Below are 22,072 nucleotides of genomic sequence, written 5' to 3' on the forward strand. Positions count from 1 at the left end.
TCAGATCTTGTCGCCTTCCGCTCCCGGCCGCGCGCAACGCCACTTCGTAACCGTCAGTTGCGGGTGTTCGCCGCACCATTGAGCGATATATGGCATCGCCTGCATCATGCAATTGCTGGTCGAGCCCGTGGTCGATTCGAAGACGAGCTTGCGCTCGTCGCAGGCGGCGGGCTGCGCCAGCGTGCAGACAGTAAGGATGAGTTCGACGAAATTCATCGCAATCTCCTTGCTAAGCGCCCGCTCCAGGGCGTTTCGCTTCTTAGCAAGGGTAATGCCCGTCAGTCGGGGGTCAATATCTCGCCCTTGCCATAGACCGCCGTGTCGCCGCCATAGCGGCGCAGCTTGCGCGACAGGAGATCGGCGGCCGAGGCGCTATGATCCCTCAGAGAACGTGCGAAAAGCCGTGCGAACGTCAGCTCATGCGCGCCGCAGTCGACATAGGTCGAACCGAAGCAGCCGCCGCGAGCGAGCACAATCGAGCCGCGTTTGTTGAGATAGCCGACGCGCCCCTTGGCCTCGCCCAAAACCAGGATCGTGCCCGCGATGACGCGCGCGCCGAGATCTTCGCCGGCGTCGCCCTCGATGATGAGAATGCCGCGACGCAGCCGGTCGCCGGCGCGTTCGCCCACCTTACCGCGCACGATGACGCGCCCGCCGGCCATGCCGGCGAGTTCGCCCGCGAGCGGACCGGCGAGGAAATCTCCGACGTCGCCTTTGATCTCCACCTCGGCGCCAAGGTTGCCCGAGGCGGCATGCGGGCCGGCGTTCCCAGCGACGGTGATCCTGCCGCCCTTGGCCAGACGGCCGCACTGCGCGCCGACGTCGCCTTCGACATGAATCTCAAAGCCAGGCAGAAGCTTCGCGCCGAGAAGATCGAAGCGCGCTGAGCCGCCCTCATAGCGAACAGTCTTCAGATCGCCTTCCGAAACCTTGAAGAGGTCGCCGACTTTGGTCGAAATGCGCGTCACGCCGATCTCGATCGCTTCGATCTGCGCGACGGATTTTCCCGCCAGGCGGTCGGGCGTCAGCGCCGAGAGATCGACGCGCTGTGGCGGCTCCTGGCGAAGCGTGAAGGTAAAGGGCTTCACGGCAGCAATTCCTTCAGATGATAATGAAACGGCCCAAGCTTGCCGCCGTAATTGCCGGCGCCGACGCGCTTGGCGCCCTGCTCCGGCCCCATCTCGATGATGGCGTGAAGCCCCGCGCGCATCGCCTCGCTCACGGCCTTATCGGTCAAGCCGTCGATGACAATTTCGAGCACGCAGCCGATGTCCGCGTCGAGCTCGCTTTTGGTGACGCCCCGCAATGTCGGACAATAAGCGTCATTGGTCGATGCGCTCATGCCCTTGTATTTCGAACCGACCTTTGAGCCCGAGCGCACGATGCCGCCGGGGAACGGCGCGATGGCGTCGGCGACGCCGTCGATCGCCGAGACGGCGGCCTCGGTCGCGCGCATGGTCTTTTCCCAGTCCGCGCCCATGATCAAAAGGTTGCCACCGCCCACGGATTTCTTCGTCAGGCCGACCTTGCCTTCGCAGAAAAACTCTCCGTCCATGACCGGCACGCGCCAGTAGCGACGATCGTCGACGACCTTGGACATCTGCCACTTGTCGCCGAACTGGCGCAGCGCGTCGCCGACCTTGATCTCGAATTCGCCCGCGACCGTCGAATAGACCGCGGAGCCCGGGCAGGTCAGCACACATTGGCCGAGTCGGTTGACGAGCTGCTTCTCCGCGTCCTTCGACGACATCGCAAAAAGCAGCGCGCGCACGCCCGGGCGTCCGTCCGGCGTTTCTTCGGGCGGCACTTCGCGATCGATTCCGGCCTCGCAGCCGCATCCGATGACCGATGTTGCAAAACCCGTCATCGTCAGCGCCGCCTGCCGCGCCCATTTGGCGTTCGGCGCGGTGATCAGAATGCCCGTCCCGCTCATGGGGAAGGCTTCGGCGAAATTGTCGTCTATCGTCACGCCGTTGCGAATTATATCCGGCATGGGACCTCCGCAAAGGCGTCCTCGTGCGGCAGCGCGGCGTCGGGCACGTCGAAAATGCCGCGCGGCAGGCCGTAAAGATCGTCGTAATAGGAATCGAGCCGCTTCGTGATCTGCCGATCGTAACGCGGGCGAATATGCAGCGTCTTGCCGCGCGTGTAATGCGAGACTTGGCCATCGCGCACGACGAGAGCGCCATCCTTGAACACGAGGGCCGCGCGCCGGAACATGCCGGCGACGTCGCGTCCGGGCTTATAAACGGCGATGTCGGCGACGGCGCCGGGACCGAGCCGGCCGCGATCGACAAAGCCAAAGAGCTTCGCGGCGCCGGAGCGGCTCATCTGGGCGATTTCGTAAAGCGTGTATTCGCGCGAAATCGACGGCAGCGTCGTGTGCTCCAGCACCTCGGCCGGAAGGCGCGCAAGATGCTGCGCGCGAAGATCGGCGCTCATCAGCAGCGCGAAGAGCTCCGGATAGGTCGTGAACGGACCGCCGTTCGGATGGTCGGTGGTGAAGAACACCTGCTCAGGATTTTCAATGAGCAGGAAGAGCTCGAGGCCCGCCGCCCATTGAATGGCGTTGTAGTAATTTGAAATCTTATAGACGTAGGGCACGATGCCGCCGCCATTGGCGTCGCCGTCGAAGATCGCGCCCTTCTTCGGGATCGCGCCGGGCAGGCTGTTAAACTGTTTCAGAACGTCGGACGAAATCGTCACCGTGTCCGAGAACATCACCTGGCCGACGTCGACGGAAACATTTGGATTCGCGTTGATCTTCTCGGCGAAGAGCGCGCCGGCCGACGAGAAGCCGTTCTTGCCTTCCTTGCCATAGGCGTAGAACTGCACATGCGCGAGATGGAGCGGCAGACCCTGCGCCGCGTCGATCGTCGCGAGCGCCGTGTCGATATTGCCGGCAAGGCCGAGATTGTTCATGTGCAGATGCAGCGGATGCGCGATGCCCACCGCCTGAGTCGACTTCTGCAGCGCCTGGAAAATCTGGCGCGACGTCAGCCCGTAAAACGGCACGACGTCGTCCAGTCCGAAGGCGCGCATGTTCTCCTTGAAGGCCTCGACCCCGCCGGGATTGATGCACTTCAGTCCGAGCGAACGGGTGTTCTCGACGGTCTGCGCGACATAGTCATTGATCGCGCCGTCCGTCTCGCCGTCGCGCAACATGCCGAGCAGAAAGTCGTCGTTGCCGAGCACGGTGAGCGCGCCCTTGTCGATGATCGGCACGTCGTTGAATTCGAGATGGGTCTGCAGCGCGTGATGCGGCGCCATCGCCGGCTCGACGACCGTGGTGAAGCCCATCTGGGCGTAGAGACGGCCGGTCTCGTAGCTCGACCATTTGGCCGTCGACAGCGGCGTGTCGGCGAGCCGCGCGCGAATCGCGCGATGCAGCTCCGGCAGCAGCAGTCGCGCCGTGTTCACATTGCCGCCGGCGATGTGCGAATGGATGTCGATCGCGCCGGCCATGACGATATGGCCGGAGACGTCGATCTCGTTGTCGGCGCTGCGCCCTTCGGGGCGCTCGACGATGCGGCCGTCCTCGAACCACACGTCGCCGATCGCGTCCTGGCCGGTCGCCGGATCGACGATATGGCCGCCGCGCAAAACTGTCAGCGCCATGCGCCCTCCGAAACTTCCGCCATAATGGCGCCGATCGCCTGCGCCACGCTCGGCGCGTCCGTCGGCGCGCTTGCCCTGCGCAGCGTCATGCCGCCGGTTTCCTGACTCATCAGCACCGCGTCATGCGTGACGCCGGGCTGACCGACTTTAATGAACAGCCCGCGAGACGGCGAGCTTTGCGCCGGCGCGAGCGTGATGAGCGGGATGTCGGCGCGGGACCAGGCGGGTTTTTCGCCGTCGAAGGCGGAAATCCACAGCGCCGCATCGGCCTCGCCGCTGTCGACGAGCCGCGAGGACTCGAAGCGCCACGGGTCGTGCTCCGGATAACCACGGCCAAAACCCGTGCGCGGCGGAAAGCCCGTCATCCAGCCCGCCGTCTGGGTCACGCCCGAAGCGCCGCTGCGGCCGCCGATATGAACGGCGGTGAATCGGGTCGTGGCGTTGAGCTCGATCACCAAAGCCTGCAGCATTTCGATCGCCAGCGGATCGAGCGTCGACGCCGACCAGACGAAGACGCCAAAGCGGGCGTTTCGCAGCGTCTCCACGAGGCCGTCAATGAGCGCGACTTTTTCGGCGTCCAGCGCCATCGGCCGTCCGCCGAAGCGGGCGCGCCATGCCGCCAGCACGCCGGAAAGTTCCTGCACAGAGGCCGGAATGACGTTTGCGCCTGGGACGGCGTTCGCTTCGTCGCCGTCCGGCCCGACCCAAATCACCTTGCGCGGCTGCTGCGCTTGCGCCCCGCGGCGTGGCGGCTCGGCAAGCGCGAGGCGCTCCAGCATTCCAGGCCAGGCTTGAGTCAGCCCCGGGCCGATCAGCACGACGCAGTCGCCGCGAAGGCGCGCTTCGTTCGCCGTCGTCGTGAACATGCCGAAGGAACGCTTGACGTCGATATCGGCGAGCGTTTCGCGCGACGCGAGATGATCGAAGGCGCCCTTCAGCCGCTCGGCCAAGAGGATCGCGGCGCGCGCGCCGGCGACGTCGGCGCCAAGGCCGGCGATGAGCGGAAAGGCCGCCCCGTTGAGAATTCTGGCGGCATGTCGATAGGCGTCGCCAAGCGCAATCGCCTTGCCGTCGAGCGTTGCTGTCTCCATTCCTACCCCGATTTGCGACCTGCCCTGGCCAAGCTTGAAAGCTTAACGGCGAAGTGAGCGCTATCCATTTGTTTTTTAGCGCCTACTCGCCGAGCCGGGCGGCTCCTCCCGCGTTTTGCTTATGCCTATCAGCCGTCACGGCGACTGTCGAGACGTTCGGCTGCGTCATTTGCATTCGAGGCCCCACAGAAGCGTTCGGCTATCGTCGCAAGCGGCCGATATTGTGCGCCGCATCCCATTTGCGAAGCGGCGGCGATCATGTTAAATGCTGCGCCGAGCTTAAACCTGCGGGCGCGACGCGCCACATAAGCAGGCAGAGCCGTAGAGAGTCCTAATACGGAGGAAAAAATGGCCTGGACGACTCCCGTGATTGTCGAAGTCTGCGTCGGCATGGAAATCACCAGCTACGAGTCCGCCGAGATCTAATTTCGGCGCGGCCTTCGCCTTGCCGAAGCCGCCAACGAATTCCAAAAATCGAGCCGGCAAGAAGAGCGCTTCGCAAAGCGGTTGCGCTTTTCGTTTCGCCGGCTCGAATCATTTTGGCCAACGTCGGCGAACGAGTGGCCACGAACAGGAGCGTCGACGTGCGCGCGCCTTCTTTTTTCATCGCCCTCGTCTCTCTCCTATTCATCGCTGCGACCGCCCACGCGGAGCCTCCGAACGCGAAAGCGCTTCTTGAGGACGCGAAACAGAATTTCCAGCCGATCGTCGTTCCCCCCCCTGGCAATGATTCGGTGACGGCGGCGCGAATCGAGCTTGGTCGCCGGTTGTTTTTCGAAAGCCGCGTGTCGATGGACGGCAACGTCAGTTGCGCGCATTGCCATTTGCCGGACAAGCAGGCGAGCGACGGGCTGCCGAAGGCGATTGGCGTGTTCGGCAAGGAAAATCCGCGCAACGCGCCGTCGATCTTCAACGCCGCGCTGAATTTCAAACAGCATTGGCGCGGCGATCGCGAGTCGCTCGAAGACCAGGCCGAAAAATCGCTGCTAGGCCCTGCGAGCTTTGGTAATCCCGATCAACCGACGGCGATGAGCAAGCTGAAGGCGGTTCCCGCCTACGCCGACGCCTTCGCCAAAGCGTTCCCCGGCGATAAGGACCCGATCAATTCGAAGAATTGGGGCGCGGCGGTCGGCGCGTTCGAGCGCACGCTGCTGACGCCCTCCAAATTCGACGCCTTCCTTACGGGCGACGCCTCGGCGCTGACGAATCAAGAGGCGATGGGGCTGCGCAAATTCATCGATCTGGGCTGCGCCTCTTGCCACAATGGCGCGGGCGTCGGCGGCAATTCCTTCCAAAAATTTGGCGTTGTGAGCGACTACTGGAAAGAAACAGGAGTCGCGACGCCGGACAAAGGTCGCGCCGACGTCACCAAGAATGATGCGGACCTCTATGTCTTCAAGGTCGCGAGTCTGCGCAACGTCACGCAGACGGCGCCCTATTTCCACGACGGGTCGGTCGACGATCTGATCAAAGCCGTGAAAATCATGGGCAAGACGCAGCTCGGGCAGGATCTGTCGGAGAAGGATGCGGCCGACATTGTCGCCTTTCTCGGCGCGCTGACGGGTCCGGTTCCGCCGAATTATTCTGCGCCGGAGCCCTATCCGGACGCGCAAGGAAATTAGGCGTGGACGCACCCTCCCCTTGAGGGGGAGGCTCGCATTGCAAAGCAATGCGGGGTGGGGTGACGACGCAAAAATCATTTGAGAAAAGAATGCGTCTCGCCTCCCGAACTCAACTGCGAGGACTTGCGACCCTGCTCCACCCCACCCCGGCGCTTCGCGCCGACCCTCCCCCTCGAGGGGAGGGTGAATGCGCGCGCCTCACGTCAGCTTGTGTTCGAGCGCGATGCGCATCAGCTCCATCGGCGTGCGGGCGCCAAGCTTTCGTTTCATGATCGAGCAGCTGTTGGCGATCGTCTTGTAGGAGACTTGGGTCGCATCGGCGATCTCGGCCATCCCGAGCCCGCGTCCGAGCATTCGCAAAATCTCCAATTCACGCGCGGTCAACGCGGAGAGCGGACTGGCCGCCGCGCCGCTCTTTTCGAAGGCGAGCCGATTGGCGATTTTGGGCATGAGAAAAACGCCGCCGGACGCGACCTCGCGCACCGCCGTCAGCAGAAGATAGGGATCGTCGTTCTTCGTCACATAGCCTTTGGCGCCCATCTGAATCGCGCGCGCGGCAAAAATCGGGTCGTCGTTCATGCTGAAGACGACGATGCGGGCCTGCGGATCGGCTTCAAGAATCCGCCGCGTCAACTCGAATCCGGAAACCCCCGGCAGGCCGATGTCGACGACCGTTATATCGGGCTTCTGCGCCACGAAAGCGGCCAGACCCGTCTCCGCGTCTCTCGCGTCGACGACGTCGATGTCGCCCTCACCGGCGAGCATCGCCGCGCAGCCGGAAACGATGATCGGATGGTCGTCAACGATAAGAACGCGCATAATCGCTCATGGCTCCAAGAATCCCGGGCCTCCCGAAGGCAGGCGGGAAAACATTGCCGGCATTTGGGGCCTTTCGTAAAGCCGCACGCTTCTCTAGAGAATTTGCCTATGCTTCGAAGGCTCTCCCTGCGCCTTCGCCTGTCGCTGCTGCTCGGCGTTGTGCTCGCGCTGGGACTGGCGCTCGGCGTCGGCCTGCTCGTTTTGCACGCGGGCGCGCGCGTTCGCGCCGAAGCCGACGGCGCGACGCGCCTTGCGCGCGAACTCGTAGAAGCGACGCTAACGCGACTTGACGCGGCGCCAGACCCGCAGGCGGAGATCGCGCGACTTCTCGCCGACGCGCGACGGCTGCGCCATGTTCGCGTCACGCTCGCCGGAGAGGAGACGCACGCGCGGGAGGACGTCGACCGTGCGCCGCAGTGGTTCACCCGGCTCGTGCTGCCGAACGCCGCTGTGACCCGAATCGAAACCGGCCGGGGGGCCGCGATCATGATCGCTTCCAATCCCGCGGATGAGATCGCCGAAATTTGGCAGGAGATCGTTTGGCTCGCGATCGGCGGCGCGGGAATCGCCGTCGCCGCCTTCGCGCTCGTTTCACTCGCCGTGTCGCGAACGCTGCGTCCGGTCGCCACGCTCGCGGAGGGCCTGCAGCGTCTCGAGCGCGGCGAACATTCGATGCGCGTTCCCGCCGATGGCTCTCCAGAGTTCGTCATCATCGCCGAACGGATCAACGCGTTGGCGGCGACGCTGCAACGGCTCGACGAAGAAAATCGCAGGCTCGTGCGGCGCATGATCCATGTGCAGGACGAAGAGCGCAAAGACATCGCGCGCGACCTGCATGACGAGATCGGCCCTTTTCTTTTCACCGTGCGCGCCGGCGTTGGCGCATTAGCGCGCCGGGCGACCGCGCCGGGCGCAGACCCGATCCGGCTCGCAGAAGATTGCGCCCGCATCGATGCACAGATCGCCGCTCTGCAACAGGTCAACAGACGCATTCTGGGACGGCTGCGTCCCGCCGCCCTCGAGGAGATGGGACTTGCCGACGCGTTAGAGGCGCTGGCGCAAGGCTGGCGCGACGCCAATCCGAAGGTCGCCATCGCGCTGTCGCTGGACGGCGCCTCAGGGGACATCGAAGAAGCGACCGCGCTCACCGCCTATCGCATTGTGCAGGAAGCGCTCGCCAATGCGTTAAAACATTCGGGCGCCAATCGGGTCGAGGTCGTCGTCAAGCGGTCGACGGGCGCATTGCATATTGTCGTGCGGGACAATGGGGCGGGTCTCCAAGCGACTCGTTCCGCGTCGTCGAGCGGTCTCGGCTTGCGCGGCATGGGCGAACGAGTCGGCGCGCTCGGCGGCGCGCTCACGCTTGCGAACGACGCAAAGGGCGGCGCGCGGCTAACCGCGTCGCTGCCGATGCGCAAGGGCGGCGCGGCGCGTCAGTGAGCGACAATCCAGTCGCGCGCCTCATCGGCTTGCGTGGTCGGCGACGGCGCAGCACACCCGCGATGAAGTCAAGCCAAGGGCGCGCACCGTCTCGCTTCGGCTCGGCCCTTCGCCTAACTGAGACTCAACTCAACTCGACTCGCATCGCTTCGCCCCTATATGCGGCTTAACGGTCGACGCACCGCAATGAACGGGGTGGCGCGTGCACTCACAACATCTTGACTATCTCCCGCTGCCGCCAATCCTCTACGCGATCTTCGTCGGCGCGCTTATCGCGCTGTTCCTGCTGATCCAGTTTGGCGTGCTTCGCTATGCTTTCGGCCGCATCGGCCTGAGCTCGAAATATGCGACGCTCCTCTTGCTGGCGTCGCTTCTGGGAAGCTATGTCAACATTCCGGTTGCGCATTTCACCCAGGAACGCGTCGTTCCTCAAGAAATGGTCGACGATTTTGGCGGGCGCTATGTCGTCCCAGAGGTCGTCGACTGGCCAGGAATGATATTGGCCGTCAACGTCGGCGGCGCCGTTATTCCACTGTTGCTTTCGATCTATTTGCTCGCCCGCAATCGCATCTGGATCGTCGCAGCGCTGGCGACGGCGATCGTCGCTGTTGTGGTTCATTTCCTTGCACGGATTGTGCCTGGCGCCGGCATTAGCGTGCCGATCCTGGCGCCGCCGCTGTTGTCGGCGGCTCTCGCGATTCTGTTGTCGCGCGATTTCGCCGCGCCGGTCGCCTATGTCAGCGGCAGTCTCGGCACGCTCATCGGCGCCGACTTGCTCAATCTCGATAAGATAGAGGGCATCGGTACGCCGATCGTCTCGTTTGGCGGCGCAGGAACGTTCGACGGCATTTTCGTCACGGGAATTCTCGCGGTTCTGATCGCGAGCCTGCCCTTGCGGCGGAAATTCACTGGCGTTTCGGCGGCGACTTAACCTGATCTGCGCGAGCCGATAACAGCGTGCGAGCTAGAGTGTTCGACGCGCTCGACGGCAATTTTGCGCCGGACAAACACATTTATCCCGCCGGTATTCGGCTGTTGACGCTGCAGCGCACGTTCATTCGCCCTCGACGCCGCGTGTCGGGATATCTTCCCGACACATACGGGAATGTATCCGCAGATTTCCGTTATTTTTCAGAAGTGTAGCCGTCGTACAACAGACGGGAAATATTGCCGGTTTGTCGTCTCTGGCCACTACCGGCCGCGAGCCGCGTCGATATAACTCGTTCAAACACAGTTCGAATTCCAGGTCCCTCATGCGCTACGTCAAACAGGTCTCGCTGATCGCGCTTTGCGCCTCCATCGCCACAACGGCCCGCGCGCAGCAAGCGCTGCCGACGATCGAGGTAGGAGGCGCGCCTCTGCGTTCGACCGCGCGGCCGCCTGTTCAGACGACGCCCTCGACCCAGCGCGCGCCGGCGGGTCGGGCGTCGGTGACGTCAGCGCCTGCGACGCCTGCTCTGCCGGCGTCTCCCATCGTGCGTTACGCCGTGCCAGCGGCGACCTATACGATCACTGGCAATGAGCTGCAGAACACGCGCGCGTTCAATCTCCCGGAGAACCTTGTTCGGCAGGCGCCCGGCGTCACCGTCAACGACGTCGCGGGCGGACCGTTCCTGCCGGAAATCGATTTCCGCGGCTTCGTCGCCTCGCCCATCGCCGGAACGCCGCAAGGCCTCGCTGTTTATCAGAACGGCATTCGCATCAACGAAGCCTGGGGCGATAACGTCTACTGGGACATGATTCCGAGCGTTGCGATTGATCGCTTCACGCTCGTGACCGGCAACCCGCTGTTCGGCCTCAACGCCATCGGCGGCGCCGTCACGCTCGACATGAAAACCGGCTTCACATGGCAGGGCTTCGAACTCGACGGGCGTTTCGGCAGCCGCGGCCGTCGCCAGGCATCGATGCAGCACGGTCTCATCTCTGGGCCGTTCGCCACCTACATGGCGATGGAAGCCTTAGGCGATGACGGCTACCGCCAGTTTTCCGGCGCGCACATCAAGCGCTTCTATGGCGATGTCGGCTACCGCGGCGAGAGCGGCGAGATCCACGCCAATGTGACGCTCGCCAATAACAAATTCGGCGTTTCAGGGCCCGCGCCGGTCGATCTCACCAATCTCGACGAAAGCGCGGTGTTCACAACGCCGCAGACGATCAAGAACACGCTCTCGATGTTCGACATCAATGGTGTGTTTCAGGCGACGCCGACCTGGAAGCTCTTCGGCGACATGCATTACCGCGCCTTCGATCAGGCGAGAGTCGACGGCAATACGACGGAATTCGAATGCGAAGCCGACGAGTCGCTGTGCGAGAGCGACGCCGGCGACACAAACATCCCCAATTTCTTCAACGGGCAGGTCGCTCTGGGGGCGATCGATAGAACTTGGACGCGGTCGCGCACCGTCGGCGGCACGGTGCAGGTCACGAACGAGGATCTCTATTTCGGCTTCCACAACAAGATCACCTTTGGCGTCAGCTACGATCATGGTTGGACCGCCTTCTCCGCCAATGAGGAACTGGGGATCATTCAGCCCAATCTCGTCGTCGGCGGCTTCGGCTACATTGTCGAAGAGCAGGCGACCGGCATCTCCAGCGTCTCTGTGCGCGCGGCGAACGATTATCTCGGCGTCTACGCCCTCGACTCGCTCGATCTAACCGATGATTTGAAGGTTACGGCGGGCGCGCGCTTCAACCGCGCCGGCATCGCGCTCTACGACATGAGAGGCACGACGCTGAACGGCAATGGCGTTTTCACCCGCATCAATCCCGTCGCGGGCCTGACCTACAAAATATTGCCGAACGTCACCGCCTACGCCAGCTACTCCGAGGCTAATCGCGCGCCAACGCCGCTCGAGCTCGGCTGCGCCGATCCCAACCGGCCCTGTCTGATCGACAACTTCCTGGTCGCCGATCCGCCGCTGAAACAGGTGGAGGCGCAAACGATCGAGGCCGGCTTTCGGGGGGATATTGCCGTTCCGACGGTCCTGCCCGCCTATGCCGACGCCCTTCCCGGCAATTTCAACTGGAGCCTTGGCGTCTTCCGCACCTATAGCTTCAATGACATTCTGAGCGTGCCGAGCGCGATCAACGGCCGCGGCTATTTCACCAACGCTGGCACGACTCTCCGCCAGGGGTTCGAATCGTCCTTCCGCTACACCACCGAACGGGTGAGCGCCTTTTTGAACTACACGCACACGGATGCGACTTTCCGCTCGACGATCGTGCTCGGCGCGCCCGATAATCCGCTGACCGGGACTTTTGGGACCGGCGGCTCCATCCTGGTGACGCCCGGCGCAAATCTGACCTCAGTGCCGCGTCACCGATTCAAGACCGGAATTGATTTCGCCGTGAGCCCGCTGTGGAAAGTCGGCGCCGACTTTCAGTATTCCTCCGGACCGTGGATTCGCGGCGATGAAATCAACCTCGCAGGAAGGCTGCCGTCGTACGGCATTCTCAATTTTCGCACGTCGTATCAGCTTGGCCCGAACATCCAGGTCTACGGCCTGCTCGAAAATGTCACCAACACCCGAGCGCGCAGCTTCGGCACGTTTTTCGACACGAATGACATCTCCTTCCTCGCCTTCAACAATCCGCGCATGGTCTCGATCGGGCCGCCGCTGGGCGTCTATGGCGGCGTGAAGATCACCTACTGACGCCAGAGGGCAGGAATGGCGCGGGCCGCTAGCCGGTGCGGCGGCGCCCGCGCTATATTGGGTGCGATGGCCTTACTCAAAGGAGTCGCACATGAAGAAAGCATTGCTATTCGGCGCGCTCGCGCTTGCTGGAGTCACGGCGCTGTCGGCGACGTCCGCGCTCGCCAAGGCGGCCGGCCCCGTCGCCGCGCTCGACACCGACGATGACGGGACTGTCGATCTGAAGGAAATCAACAAGTCTGCGACGGACCTTTTTACGCGTCTTGAGACGGACTCGGACGGGACTGTCGACATCAAGGAGCTGAAAGGCCGCGTCTCAAAGAAGGACTTCAAAACAGCCGATCCTGACAATGACGGCACGCTTTCAAAGGACGAATATCTGACGATGGTCTCCTCCCTGTTCAAGGACGCCGATCCCGACAATGACGGCACGCTCGACGCCAAGGAGCTTGCGTCCAAGAAGGGCAAGGCGCTGCTGCGCGTGACACGGTGAATCGAGGAAGGCGCGCGGGCTCTGAAAAACTTGATCCTGCGCGCCAAAGCGGCCATCTAGGCAACATGAGAAGCTTGGTCGCCGCATTCTGTTTGGTGCTTTTCGCCGCGCCGGTCGCGGCGGAAACGGTCAACGTCAAAGTCGGCGTCCTACGCGAAACGCACGCCCGAGAAACCCTCTCTATTCTCGATATTCCGGCCGCCGACGATACGCTCGCCGGGGCGCTGATGGGCGCAGCCGACAACAACACCACAGGCAAATTCACCAACCAGACGTTCGAGGCTATCGACGCCAGGCTCGAGGACGGCGATGACGTCGTGGCGGCCCTCGACGCGCTCCTGGACAAGGGCGCACTGTTCATCATCGCCGATCTTTCGGCGGAACGTCTGCTTGCCGCTTCCGAGCGCGCGAAGCCGAAAGGCGCCGTGCTTTTTAATGTCTCCGCGACGGATGACAGGCTTCGCGAAAATGACTGCCGCGCCAATGTCATTCATGTCGCGCCGACGCGTTCGATGCTCGCGGATGGTCTCGCGCAATATCTCATCTGGAAACAATGGCGCCGTTGGCTCCTCATCAAGGGCTCGCATCCCGACGACGAACTTTTGGCGAAAGCCTTCCGCAACAGCGCCAAGAAATTTGGCGCGAAGGTCGTCGAGGAACGCGTCTATGAAGACACCGGCGGCGGACGCCGCAGCGACTCCGGTTCGGTGCAGACCCAGCGGCAGATCCCGGTCCTGACGCAGAACGCGCCCGCCTATGACGTGCTGGTCGCCGCGGACGAGAACGAGGTCTTCGGGGGCTATCTTCCCTTCCGCACCTGGGACCCACGTCCTGTGGCAGGCTCAGGCGGCCTGATGCCGACAAGCTGGGACGCCTCACATGAGCAATGGGGGGCGCTTCAGCTGCAGAACCGTTTCACCCAGACGTTCAGGCGCCTGATGAATGCGCGAGACAATGCGGCGTGGCTCGCCATGCGGATGATTGGCGAAGCCGCAACGCGCACCGGGTCGAACGACCCCGAGAAGCTCCGCCCCTACCTGCTCGGCAACGACTTCTCCATCGCCGCATTCAAAGGCGTGCGGCTTACGCTGAGGCCCTGGAACCAGCAATTGCGCCAGCCGATACTGCTTTCCGACGGACGGATGATCGTCTCCGTTTCGCCGCAGGAAGGCTTTCTCCATCAAACGAGCGAACTCGACACGCTTGGAGCCGATCAGCCGGAGTCGAAATGCAAATTGAAGTGAAGAACGCCCCCTCCCCACCCCTCCCCCGCTGCCGCGGGAGAGGGAGCAGATTCGGCCTCTCGCTCCTTTTCGCGAAACGCCGATCGTTAGCGTCCCCTCTCCCGCGAAGCGGGGGAGGGACAGGGAGGGGGTTGTTGGTCGCGGCGCTGCTTGCAACTTTGATCGCGCCCGCCCACGCCTACAAGGTCTACGTCAGCAACGAGAAGGGCAATTCCATCACCGTCCTCGATACGGAGAAGCTGGAAGCGACAGCGACCGTGAAGGTCGGCCGACGCCCGCGCGGCATTGCGCTCAACAAGGACGGCTCCGAACTCTATATCTGCGCCGGCGACGACGACGCCATTCAAGTGCTCGACACGAAGACGCTGAAGGTCACCGGAAAGCTGCCCTCGGGCCCGGATCCCGAGCTCCTGGCGCTCAGTCCTGATGGCGACGTGATTTATGTCTCGAATGAAAACGACAATCTCGTCACGCTGATCGACGTGAAGAAGAAAGAGATGATCGGCGACATTCCCGTCGGCGTCGAACCCGAGGGCATGGCGATCAGTCCCGACGGCAAGCTGCTCGTCAACACTTCGGAAACGACCAATATGGCGCATCTGATCGACACGCAGTCGAAACAGATCGTCGCGAATATTCTCGTCGATGGCCGGCCACGTTTCGCCGAGTTCAAGAAGGACGGGTCGGAGCTTTGGGTTTCGTCCGAAGTCGGGGGCACCGTCGCAATCATCGATCCCGCGAAACGCGAGTTGAAGCAGAAGATCAGCTTCGACATTCCGGCGATGTCGAAAGAAGCGATCCAGCCGATCGGCATTTCATTCACGCGCGACGGAAAACGCGCTTTCGTCGCGTTGGGGCCGGCCAATCGCGTTGCGGTGATCGACGCCGAGACAAAAAAAGTCGAAAAATATCTGCTCGTCGGTCAGCGCGTCTGGCACCTCGCTTTCACGCCAGACGAAAAATATCTGCTCACCGCCAATGGCGTCTCGAACGACGTCTCGGTGATCGACGTCGCATCGCTCAAAGTGGTGAAGTCGATCCCGGTCGGCGCTTTCCCCTGGGGCGTCGTCGTGGCGCCGCAATGAGTGTGGGTCTTCACGCCTGTCATTCCCGACGCGCGGAGCGCGATCGGGAATCCAGAGCCGCGATCGGCGCTGTTGGCCGTGGCTCTGGATTCCCGGTCATTCGCGTCGCGAATGCCGGGAATGACAATCCTGTCGGAGCGCCTCAATGACCGATGCGCTCGCGATCAGAAACGTCAGCCACGCCTATGGGGCGCGCAAGGCGCTCGACGACGTCAGCTTTTCGGTCCCGGCCGGCAGCTTCACGGTGCTGCTTGGATTGAACGGCGCGGGCAAGAGCACGCTATTCTCGCTGATCACGCGGCTCTATGCCGCGCGCCACGGCGAGATTGACATCTTCGGCCATAACGTCATGCGCGAGCCCGGCGCAGCGCTGCGCCAGCTTGGCGTCGTCTTTCAGGCGCGCACGCTCGACCTCGAACTCAGCGTGATGCAGAATCTCCTCTACCACGCAGCGCTGCATGGCATCGGCCCCATCGACGCCCGCCGCCTTGGACAGGCGGCGCTGGCGCGTGCGGGCCTCGCCGACCGCGCCAAGGACAAGGCCCGCGCCCTGTCGGGCGGACAGATGCGCCGTGTCGAAATTGCCCGCGCGCTGCTGCATGATCCGCGGCTGCTGCTTCTCGATGAGCCGACGGTCGGGCTCGACATCAAGGCGCGCGCCGATCTCCTCGCGCTTGTCCGCGGTCTGGTGCGCGATCAACATCTCGGCGTTTTGTGGACCACGCATCTCGTCGACGAGATCGCCGACGATGATCAGGTGATCATTCTGCATCAGGGCAAGGTTCTGGCGAAGGGACGCGCCGCCGAGATCGTCGCGGCGCAAGGCGCGGCGACCATCGGCGACGCGTTCGCGCGCATCGCCGGGATCGGTCAGGAGAAGCTTTCGGCATGAGCGAAATTGCTGCCCCGAGAGGCTTCACCCTTCGCCAATATCTTATCTGCCTTTCGGGAGTCGTCTGGCGCGAGGGCTTGCGCTTTCTGCATCAGCGAGAGCGCTTCGTCTCGGCGCTGGTGCGTCCGCTCGTATGGCTCTTCATCTTCGCAGCGGGATTCCGGCAGGTGCTCGGCGTTTCGATCATCCCGCCTTATGAAACTTACGTTCTCTACGAGGTCTATATCGCGCCGGGCCTGATGGCGATGATCCAGCTCTTCAACGGCATGCAGTCGTCGCTCTCAATGGTCTACGACCGCGAAATGGGCAGTATGCGCACGCTGCTCGTCTCGCCCTTTCCGCGCTGGTTTCTGCTCGGCTCCAAACTTCTGGCCGGCGTCGCCGTCTCGATACTGCAGGTCTACGCCTTCCTGGTGATCGCCTATTTCTGGGAGATCGAGCCGCCAACGAAATGGGGCTATCTGACCCTGCTGCCGGCGCTCGCGCTCAGCGGTCTGATGCTCGGCGCGCTCGGCATGCTGCTGTCATCGCTGATCAAACAGCTCGAAAACTTCGCTGGCGTGATGAACTTCGTGATCTTTCCGATGTTCTTCGCCTCTTCCGCGCTCTATCCGCTGTGGCGCGTGAAGGAGTCGAGCCCCTGGCTCTATTACGTGTGCGAGGTCAATCCGTTCACGCATGCGGTCGAACTGATCCGCTTCGCCTTCCATGAAAAAGTCGAGTGGACCTCGCTCGCGATTGTCTTCGGCTACACGAGCGCGTTCCTGGTGGCGGCCATACTCGCTTATGATCCAGGGCGCGGCATGTTGATGCGCAGGGGCGGTTGAACGATGATTTAGTTTGGCGACGTCGGCGCCGCGACTATTTCTTCTCGTCCTTCTTCGTGTTCTCCGCCGCGACCTCTTCGACCACCCCAGGCGGCAGTTTGACGCCAGTGGCGAGCTGCGCGCCAAGCGCGATGGCGCGGGCTTCCGTCAGTCTCAAGGCGCAATAGCCGAAATCCGGCTCGCGCGCATATGACCGGCACACTTCCTCGCGCCAGGAGGAGAAGCCCGCCTGCTCCTTCACAATGAAGTTGCGGATGGCTTTTTCCTTCTTGTACTGATCGTAAAGCGCGCGGAACGTGCTTCGTAACGTCTTCTCGACGCGCGCGCGGGCGCCGAGCATCTCTTCGCCCTTCTTGGGGTCGATTTCATCCGCGCTCATTCCCCAGAGACCCTCGGGATCGGCGCGGCAACCCGCGTCCTTCAGTTCACAGGCCTTGCCCTCGTTGGTGACGAGAATCGCGCCGTCGAGAACGTCGAATGTGAAGGCGCAGGCTGGAAATGCGATCTGATAGCGCCGCAATCCGGTCTCGCTCTGGCGGGCCGTGAGCTTCAACGGCGTTCCGGCCACTTCGACTCGGCAGGCTTCGCCGGAGCGCCGCAAATCATCGCCGACGAGCGTGAGCTTGGCGACCTGCAGATCGGCTCCGGCTCGGGAGAATTCTATGGCGCTGCCCTCGCCGTCGCGTTTGATGATTTTTCCGACGATCGCGTCTTCGGCGGGCGCCTTCGGCATGATGGCCGGCCCCGCGGCCGCTCCCATCTCACCGCCGACGCTTCTTTTCTTTGCGGGACTGGCGACCGTCCCTTCGGGAGTCGGGGCGACCGCCCCCGGGAGCACAAGCTGCGCTCTGGCCGGCGCGACGCCCACAGCAATCACCGCCACCGCGCCGAGAACGCAAGCGTGACGCGCAGTTAGAGTGCGAAACCAAGATTGAAACATAGCGATCGCCACCCCTCGGCCGCAGCCCGGCCCTGCCCTTGCGGCGAGACGCGCGCTATCGAGGCGCCAGCACCATCACCATCTGCCGTCCTTCCATGGACGGTTCGAGTTCGACCTTGGCCAGCGTGGCGGTCTCAGCCTTCACGCGGGACAGAAGCCGATAGCCGATGTCCTGATGCGCGATTTCGCGGCCGCGAAAGCGAAGGGTGACCTTAACCTTGTCGCCTTCTTCGAAGAAGCGGCGCACCGCCTTCATTTTCACGCCGTAATCATGGTCGTCGATGCCGGGCCGAAGCTTAATCTCCTTAACCTCGACGACTTTCTGTTTTTTGCGCGCCTCGGCGGCCTTCTTTTGCTCGGCAAAGCGAAAACGCCCGTAATCAAGAATTTTGCAGACGGGGGGCGTGGAATTGGGCGCGATCTCGACGAGATCGAGTCCCGCCGCTTCGGCGATGCCCAGCGCGTCCGGCAATTGGATGACGCCGTGATTTTTCCCCTCGGAATCGATTAGCTGCACTTCTCGCGCGCGAATTTCCCGATTGATGCGCGGCCCTTCCTTCTGGGGGGCTGCGATGCTCTTCATTGGACGGCGAATGGATCAACTCCTTCTCTTGGTCAAAAGCCGGCCGCTGAGCCAAAGGCGCAAAACAGCGACCGCCGGACGCAGGGTCCGGGACCATTAAACAGATTCCCACGCCAGCGCGCCAAGTCAACCGTTACCGGCCCCGACGCGCTGCTTTTTGCGACAGGAAGGTCGAATATTTTAAACAAAGCCCAAAATCAGCTCGTTAACTTTTTCCGGCGCGTCTTCGGGCGTCCAATGCGACACGCCTGGCAGCCGTTCGATCCGGAGATCGCGAACATAGCATTCCGTGCCTTCAAGACAGGACTCGCCAAGCGCCACATCCTGCATCCCCCAGATCACAAGCGTCGGCGCATCTATCGGCGCATCGAGGTCTTCCGCCGCCAGAATGTCACGTCCGGCGGCGCGATACCAATTGAGCATCGCGCTGGCGGCGCCCGGCGCCGCGACATTGGCGCGGTAGATGTCCATCGCCTCTTTTGAGAAGACGCCGTCCCGGCCTGCGGCGCGTTGCATCAGCCACGCGGCGCCGGCGCCGCGCCGCGCGGACAGCAGTCGTTCAGGCAGCCAGGGCAGCTGAAAGAAGGCCGCATAGGCGGACTTCAGCTTCTGTCTCCATTCCTGTTCGAGCGCGCGCCGGAAGCACAGGGGGTGCGGAATATTCAGAGCGACGAGAGCGTCGATCGGCCGCAGCTTGCGAATGGCGACGACCCAGGCGACGAAACCGCCCCAGTCGTGGCCGACAAGCGAGACCGAGGCGGGATTGGCGGCGTCGATCAATCCGGCGACGTCGGCTGTCAGCGCCTCGAGGGAATAGGCGTCTTTCTCCACGGGGCGCGTCGTGGCGCCATAGCCGCGCTGATTGACCGCCCAAACGCGATATCCTGCGGCCGCGAGCGGGCCGATGAGATGACGCCACATGACGGCGTGCTGGGGAAAGCCGTGCAAGAGCAGCGCGAGCCGATCGCCCGAGCCGGCCTCGAAAACCTCGAACTCAATTCCGTTCGCCGGAACGACGATGCGGCGCGCCCCGAGTAGAGTCGCCGCCGCGGACGTCACATCTGGCCCGCCAACGCCGGGCAGCTCGGACAGGGCGCGCCGCCCGCCATCGCGGCGCAGCTCTCCCCGGACTCTCCGCCCGCGGCGGGTCGCGCGATGAGCGACAACTGGCGCTCGACATGGGCGCCGCCGCACGCGGGGCACTCGGGGGTCTCGTCGAAACGCGACAGAGTCTCGAACTGATGCGCGCAGTCACTGCAGCGATAGGCGAAAAGCGGCATTTGTCCCTCGGATCCGCCGAATTGACGATCCGCCGATTTTACCGGCCGGCGCGCCTCGCGCAAGGCGGCGATTCGACATAGGCGAGCATCCAGCGCGCCCGCCGCGCAACGGCGGGATCGCCGCGCGCAGCTCGAATCCGCAGCTCCTCTTGCAAGCCTGGGTGGTTAACCTTTGCAGCCAGTCGGCAATAGCGCCGAAATTCCTGCGACGCGCGCCGGTCGACGATCGCGAGAGCAACCGCGCGCAGGCGCTTCGCCTGATGCTCGGTCAGCGGCATGCGGTTGATGAAACGTATGAGATCGGCCTTGGCGTAGCCCGAGCCGAAAAACATCGGATCGGCTTCAAGAAAGCGAATCACGCCCTCGAGTCCACGCGCGTCGCCTGTTTTCAGTCGTTCGAGATCCTCTCTGAAATCACCCGGATAGGCGAGGCGCAGTGCGTCACGAAAGCGGGCGATCGCCGCCTTCCAGGCGATCGTCGCAGGATCTTTCTCGTCATTGCGATTCTTGAGTCGCGCGAATGTGCGGCCGATTTCCTGATGCGCCGCGCGCGCCGCCGCCGCCCGCTACTCGTAATTGAAGCTCCATTTCTTCCCCATACTTCTGCGAATGCCCGACCCATGAGGCGAAATATGCGTTTTGACGCACATGGAGGAGATGGCCCGCGCGTTCGCGCTGGCGCGCTAGATTCCGTGCAACGATTCGGATTGGAGAAAATCGGATGACCTACCGCGCGCCGCTCGACGACATTGTTTTTGCGCTTCGCCTCGCGGCCGGCGAAGGCGCCATCGAGGCCGACGGCGTCTACCGCGACCTCGCCGACGGCGTCGCCGAACAGACGCTGGCCGAGGCGGCCAAATTCGCCGAACAGGTTCTGCTGCCGCTCGATCAGATCGGCGATCGGGTGGGCGCGACCTACGCCAATGGCGCCGTCACGACGCCTCCCGGCTGGCGAGAGGCCTACGCGCAATGGAAAGAAGGCGGCTGGAACACCATCGCTGCCGGCGAGGACTATGGCGGACTGGACCTCCCTGCCCTGCTCAACGCCGGCTGCACGGAGATCTGGAACGCCGCCAACATGGCGTTCGCCGTTTGCCCGCTGCTTGGCCATGGCGCGATCGAGGCGATGGAGGCGCATGCGAGCGACGCGCTGAAGGACGTCTATCTGCGCAAGATCGTCAGTGGCGAATGGACAGCGACGATGAATCTGACCGAGCCCGGCGCCGGCTCCGATCTCGGATTGATGCGCACCCGCGCCGAACGCGCGCCTGACGGCTCCTATCGTCTCTTCGGCCAGAAGATTTTCATCACCTATGGCGAACACGATCTTGCGCCGAACATCGTGCATCTCGTCCTGGCGCGCCTTCCCGACGCTCCCCCCGGCACGCGCGGCATTTCGCTGTTCCTGGCGCCGAAATTCCTGCCCGACGAAACGGGCGCCTTCACGCGGCGCAATGATGTGCGCTGCGCCGGCATCGAACACAAGCTCGGAATCCATGGCTCGCCGACCTGCACCATGATCTATGGCGATGAGGACGGCGCCGTCGCCTATCTCCTTGGCGAGGAGAACAAGGGCCTCGCCTGCATGTTCACCATGATGAACAACGCCCGCCTCTCCGTAGGGCTGCAAGGCGTGGCGCTGGCCGACCGCGCAACGCAAATGGCGCTCGGATACGCGCGCGAGCGCAAGCAGGGGCGCACGCCGGGTGCCAAGGAGACCAGCGCGATCATCGAGCATCCGGACGTCGCGCGCATGTTGCTGACCATGGCGAGTTCAACCGCGGCGGCGCGGGCGATCTGCTACGAGACGGCCGCCGCGATCGATCGCGCGCATCGCGAAGGCGATCCGGCGCGCGCGGCGGCGGCGCATGAGCGCGCCTCTCTCCTGACGCCCGTCGCCAAGGCGTTTTCGACCGATATCGCCAATGAAACGACCTCGCTCGCCATTCAGGTCTTCGGTGGCATGGGCTACATCGAGGAGACCGGGGTTGCGCAGCTCATGCGCGACGCGCGTATCTGCGCCATTTACGAAGGCACGAACGGCATTCAGTCGATTGATCTCGTGACGCGCAAGATCCGCGGCGGCGACGGCGTGGCGCTCGCGAGCGAGATCGACGACATGCGCGCCATCGCCGGCGAAGCCGATGTCGCGCGCGAGGCGTTGCACGAGACCGTCGAGGCGCTGGCGCAGGCGAGCGCGTTTCTGACGAAAGCCGAACTTGCCGGCGCGCTCGCTGGCGCCACGCCCTATCTGCGCCTCTTCGCGCTGGCGCGCGGCGCGACGCTGCTCGTCAAAGGCGCGAAGCGCGCCCAGCGCGAAGCCGATGCGAATGCGGCGCGCTACGCCGCGCTCGCCCGTTTCTTTGCCGAAAATATCGCGATCGCCGCGCCCGGATTGGCGAAGACCGTGATCGACGGCGGCGCTTCGGTGAACGAGTCGCATGCGGCGCTTGGGGAGTGAGGGAATTCGGAAGGCAGTCCAACG

23 protein-coding genes are annotated in these 22,072 nt (G+C 63.4%); 12 read left to right on the top strand and 11 right to left on the bottom strand.

What is annotated here, in order from left to right:
• From A3OO_RS0115455 to A3OO_RS0115475, 5 genes are all read right to left on the bottom strand, one after another.
• Entirely contained in the window at nt 1-216 is a 216-nt protein-coding gene (locus tag A3OO_RS0115455; protein WP_018408745.1) for a hypothetical protein, read from the bottom strand.
• 62 nt (nt 217-278) lie between these two features.
• On the bottom strand, nt 279-1,088 hold the full coding sequence (locus A3OO_RS0115460) for a formylmethanofuran dehydrogenase subunit C (protein WP_018408746.1): 810 nt from the start codon (nt 1,086-1,088) through the stop codon (nt 279-281).
• The gene (fhcD, locus tag A3OO_RS0115465) at nt 1,085-1,993 is read right to left on the bottom strand and encodes a formylmethanofuran--tetrahydromethanopterin N-formyltransferase (protein ID WP_018408747.1); all 909 of its coding nucleotides are present in this window, start codon (nt 1,991-1,993) and stop codon (nt 1,085-1,087) included. Before fhcD ends, A3OO_RS0115460 begins: the two co-directional genes overlap by 4 nt.
• Nucleotides 1,981-3,618: a formylmethanofuran dehydrogenase subunit A gene (locus tag A3OO_RS0115470; RefSeq protein WP_018408748.1), complete on the bottom strand. Its 1,638-nt coding sequence runs from the start codon at nt 3,616-3,618 to the stop codon at nt 1,981-1,983. The genes fhcD and A3OO_RS0115470 overlap by 13 nt, the downstream gene beginning before the upstream one ends.
• A complete protein-coding gene (locus A3OO_RS0115475) occupies nt 3,609-4,709 on the bottom strand; it encodes a molybdopterin-binding domain-containing protein (protein ID WP_018408749.1) in 1,101 nt (366 codons plus the stop codon). The genes A3OO_RS0115470 and A3OO_RS0115475 overlap by 10 nt, the downstream gene beginning before the upstream one ends.
• A gap of 348 nt (nt 4,710-5,057) precedes the next feature.
• Here A3OO_RS0115475 and pqqA point away from each other — a divergent pair, with 348 nt between their 5' ends.
• On the top strand, nt 5,058-5,135 hold the full coding sequence (gene pqqA, locus A3OO_RS24805; protein WP_083481414.1) for a pyrroloquinoline quinone precursor peptide PqqA: 78 nt from the start codon (nt 5,058-5,060) through the stop codon (nt 5,133-5,135).
• A gap of 158 nt (nt 5,136-5,293) precedes the next feature.
• Nucleotides 5,294-6,331, top strand: a complete 1,038-nt coding sequence (locus A3OO_RS0115485) for a cytochrome-c peroxidase (protein WP_040573926.1) — start codon at nt 5,294-5,296, stop codon at nt 6,329-6,331.
• Nucleotides 6,332-6,529: 198 nt separating this feature from the next.
• On the opposite strand, the gene A3OO_RS0115490 is transcribed toward A3OO_RS0115485, so the two are convergent.
• Complete coding sequence (locus A3OO_RS0115490; RefSeq protein WP_018408752.1) at nt 6,530-7,150, bottom strand: response regulator transcription factor; 621 nt, start codon at nt 7,148-7,150, stop codon at nt 6,530-6,532.
• Between the two features lie 108 nt (nt 7,151-7,258).
• Between A3OO_RS0115490 and A3OO_RS0115495 the strand changes: the two genes are divergently transcribed.
• From A3OO_RS0115495 to A3OO_RS0115535, 9 genes are all read left to right on the top strand, one after another.
• Entirely contained in the window at nt 7,259-8,590 is a 1,332-nt protein-coding gene (locus A3OO_RS0115495) for an ATP-binding protein (RefSeq protein ID WP_018408753.1), read from the top strand.
• Between the two features lie 202 nt (nt 8,591-8,792).
• Nucleotides 8,793-9,521 (top strand): DUF1614 domain-containing protein, encoded by a 729-nt coding sequence (locus A3OO_RS21770; RefSeq protein WP_018408754.1) that lies wholly within the window; start codon nt 8,793-8,795, stop codon nt 9,519-9,521.
• A gap of 38 nt (nt 9,522-9,559) precedes the next feature.
• Nucleotides 9,560-9,733 carry a hypothetical protein gene (locus A3OO_RS23655; RefSeq protein ID WP_018408755.1) on the top strand — a complete coding sequence of 58 codons (174 nt, stop codon included), beginning with the start codon at nt 9,560-9,562 and terminating at the stop codon, nt 9,731-9,733.
• Between the two features lie 110 nt (nt 9,734-9,843).
• A complete protein-coding gene (locus A3OO_RS0115510; RefSeq protein WP_018408756.1) occupies nt 9,844-12,243 on the top strand; it encodes a TonB-dependent receptor in 2,400 nt (799 codons plus the stop codon).
• A gap of 91 nt (nt 12,244-12,334) precedes the next feature.
• Nucleotides 12,335-12,736, top strand: a complete 402-nt coding sequence (gene lanM, locus A3OO_RS0115515; protein WP_018408757.1) for a lanmodulin LanM — start codon at nt 12,335-12,337, stop codon at nt 12,734-12,736.
• Nucleotides 12,737-12,801: 65 nt separating this feature from the next.
• A complete protein-coding gene (locus tag A3OO_RS0115520) occupies nt 12,802-13,980 on the top strand; it encodes an ABC transporter substrate-binding protein (RefSeq protein WP_026223034.1) in 1,179 nt (392 codons plus the stop codon).
• Between the two features lie 134 nt (nt 13,981-14,114).
• Nucleotides 14,115-15,065: a YVTN family beta-propeller repeat protein gene (locus A3OO_RS0115525; RefSeq protein ID WP_483414199.1), complete on the top strand. Its 951-nt coding sequence runs from the start codon at nt 14,115-14,117 to the stop codon at nt 15,063-15,065.
• Between the two features lie 145 nt (nt 15,066-15,210).
• Nucleotides 15,211-15,957, top strand: a complete 747-nt coding sequence (locus tag A3OO_RS0115530; protein ID WP_018408760.1) for an ATP-binding cassette domain-containing protein — start codon at nt 15,211-15,213, stop codon at nt 15,955-15,957.
• On the top strand, nt 15,954-16,784 hold the full coding sequence (locus A3OO_RS0115535; RefSeq protein WP_018408761.1) for an ABC transporter permease: 831 nt from the start codon (nt 15,954-15,956) through the stop codon (nt 16,782-16,784). Before A3OO_RS0115530 ends, A3OO_RS0115535 begins: the two co-directional genes overlap by 4 nt.
• A 34-nt stretch (nt 16,785-16,818) precedes the next feature.
• Here the strand turns inward: A3OO_RS0115535 and A3OO_RS0115540 are convergent, their stop codons facing one another.
• From A3OO_RS0115540 to A3OO_RS0115560, 5 genes are all read right to left on the bottom strand, one after another.
• The gene (locus A3OO_RS0115540) at nt 16,819-17,724 is read right to left on the bottom strand and encodes a hypothetical protein (protein WP_026223035.1); all 906 of its coding nucleotides are present in this window, start codon (nt 17,722-17,724) and stop codon (nt 16,819-16,821) included.
• A gap of 55 nt (nt 17,725-17,779) precedes the next feature.
• The gene (gene infC / locus A3OO_RS0115545; protein WP_018408763.1) at nt 17,780-18,307 is read right to left on the bottom strand and encodes a translation initiation factor IF-3; all 528 of its coding nucleotides are present in this window, start codon (nt 18,305-18,307) and stop codon (nt 17,780-17,782) included.
• A gap of 180 nt (nt 18,308-18,487) precedes the next feature.
• Nucleotides 18,488-19,366 carry an alpha/beta fold hydrolase gene (locus tag A3OO_RS0115550; RefSeq protein ID WP_018408764.1) on the bottom strand — a complete coding sequence of 293 codons (879 nt, stop codon included), beginning with the start codon at nt 19,364-19,366 and terminating at the stop codon, nt 18,488-18,490.
• Complete coding sequence (locus A3OO_RS0115555; protein ID WP_026223037.1) at nt 19,363-19,587, bottom strand: FmdB family zinc ribbon protein; 225 nt, start codon at nt 19,585-19,587, stop codon at nt 19,363-19,365. Before A3OO_RS0115555 ends, A3OO_RS0115550 begins: the two co-directional genes overlap by 4 nt.
• A gap of 38 nt (nt 19,588-19,625) precedes the next feature.
• On the bottom strand, nt 19,626-19,946 hold the full coding sequence (locus A3OO_RS0115560; RefSeq protein ID WP_018408766.1) for a hypothetical protein: 321 nt from the start codon (nt 19,944-19,946) through the stop codon (nt 19,626-19,628).
• Between the two features lie 362 nt (nt 19,947-20,308).
• On the opposite strand from A3OO_RS0115560, the gene A3OO_RS0115565 reads away from it, so the two are divergent.
• Nucleotides 20,309-22,048 (top strand): acyl-CoA dehydrogenase family protein, encoded by a 1,740-nt coding sequence (locus A3OO_RS0115565; protein ID WP_018408767.1) that lies wholly within the window; start codon nt 20,309-20,311, stop codon nt 22,046-22,048.
• Nucleotides 22,049-22,072 lie beyond the last annotated feature (24 nt).

Source organism: Methylocystis rosea SV97 (genome assembly GCF_000372845.1).
Taxonomy (GTDB): domain Bacteria; phylum Pseudomonadota; class Alphaproteobacteria; order Rhizobiales; family Beijerinckiaceae; genus Methylocystis; species Methylocystis rosea.

Coding starts and splice junctions, on each gene's coding strand:
- lanM (WP_018408757.1), top strand. CDS start 12,335: ATGAAGAAAGCATTGCTATTCGGCGCGCTCGCGCTTGCTGGAGTCACG.
- A3OO_RS0115510 (WP_018408756.1), top strand. CDS start 9,844: ATGCGCTACGTCAAACAGGTCTCGCTGATCGCGCTTTGCGCCTCCATC.
- A3OO_RS0115475 (WP_018408749.1), bottom strand. CDS start 4,709: ATGGAGACAGCAACGCTCGACGGCAAGGCGATTGCGCTTGGCGACGCC.
- A3OO_RS0115565 (WP_018408767.1), top strand. CDS start 20,309: ATGACCTACCGCGCGCCGCTCGACGACATTGTTTTTGCGCTTCGCCTC.
- A3OO_RS0115490 (WP_018408752.1), bottom strand. CDS start 7,150: ATGCGCGTTCTTATCGTTGACGACCATCCGATCATCGTTTCCGGCTGC.
- infC (WP_018408763.1), bottom strand. CDS start 18,307: ATGAAGAGCATCGCAGCCCCCCAGAAGGAAGGGCCGCGCATCAATCGG.
- A3OO_RS0115555 (WP_026223037.1), bottom strand. CDS start 19,587: ATGCCGCTTTTCGCCTATCGCTGCAGTGACTGCGCGCATCAGTTCGAG.
- A3OO_RS0115455 (WP_018408745.1), bottom strand. CDS start 216: ATGAATTTCGTCGAACTCATCCTTACTGTCTGCACGCTGGCGCAGCCC.
- A3OO_RS0115470 (WP_018408748.1), bottom strand. CDS start 3,618: ATGGCGCTGACAGTTTTGCGCGGCGGCCATATCGTCGATCCGGCGACC.
- A3OO_RS0115495 (WP_018408753.1), top strand. CDS start 7,259: ATGCTTCGAAGGCTCTCCCTGCGCCTTCGCCTGTCGCTGCTGCTCGGC.
- A3OO_RS0115520 (WP_026223034.1), top strand. CDS start 12,802: ATGAGAAGCTTGGTCGCCGCATTCTGTTTGGTGCTTTTCGCCGCGCCG.
- A3OO_RS0115530 (WP_018408760.1), top strand. CDS start 15,211: ATGACCGATGCGCTCGCGATCAGAAACGTCAGCCACGCCTATGGGGCG.
- pqqA (WP_083481414.1), top strand. CDS start 5,058: ATGGCCTGGACGACTCCCGTGATTGTCGAAGTCTGCGTCGGCATGGAA.
- A3OO_RS0115535 (WP_018408761.1), top strand. CDS start 15,954: ATGAGCGAAATTGCTGCCCCGAGAGGCTTCACCCTTCGCCAATATCTT.
- A3OO_RS0115540 (WP_026223035.1), bottom strand. CDS start 17,724: ATGTTTCAATCTTGGTTTCGCACTCTAACTGCGCGTCACGCTTGCGTT.
- fhcD (WP_018408747.1), bottom strand. CDS start 1,993: ATGCCGGATATAATTCGCAACGGCGTGACGATAGACGACAATTTCGCC.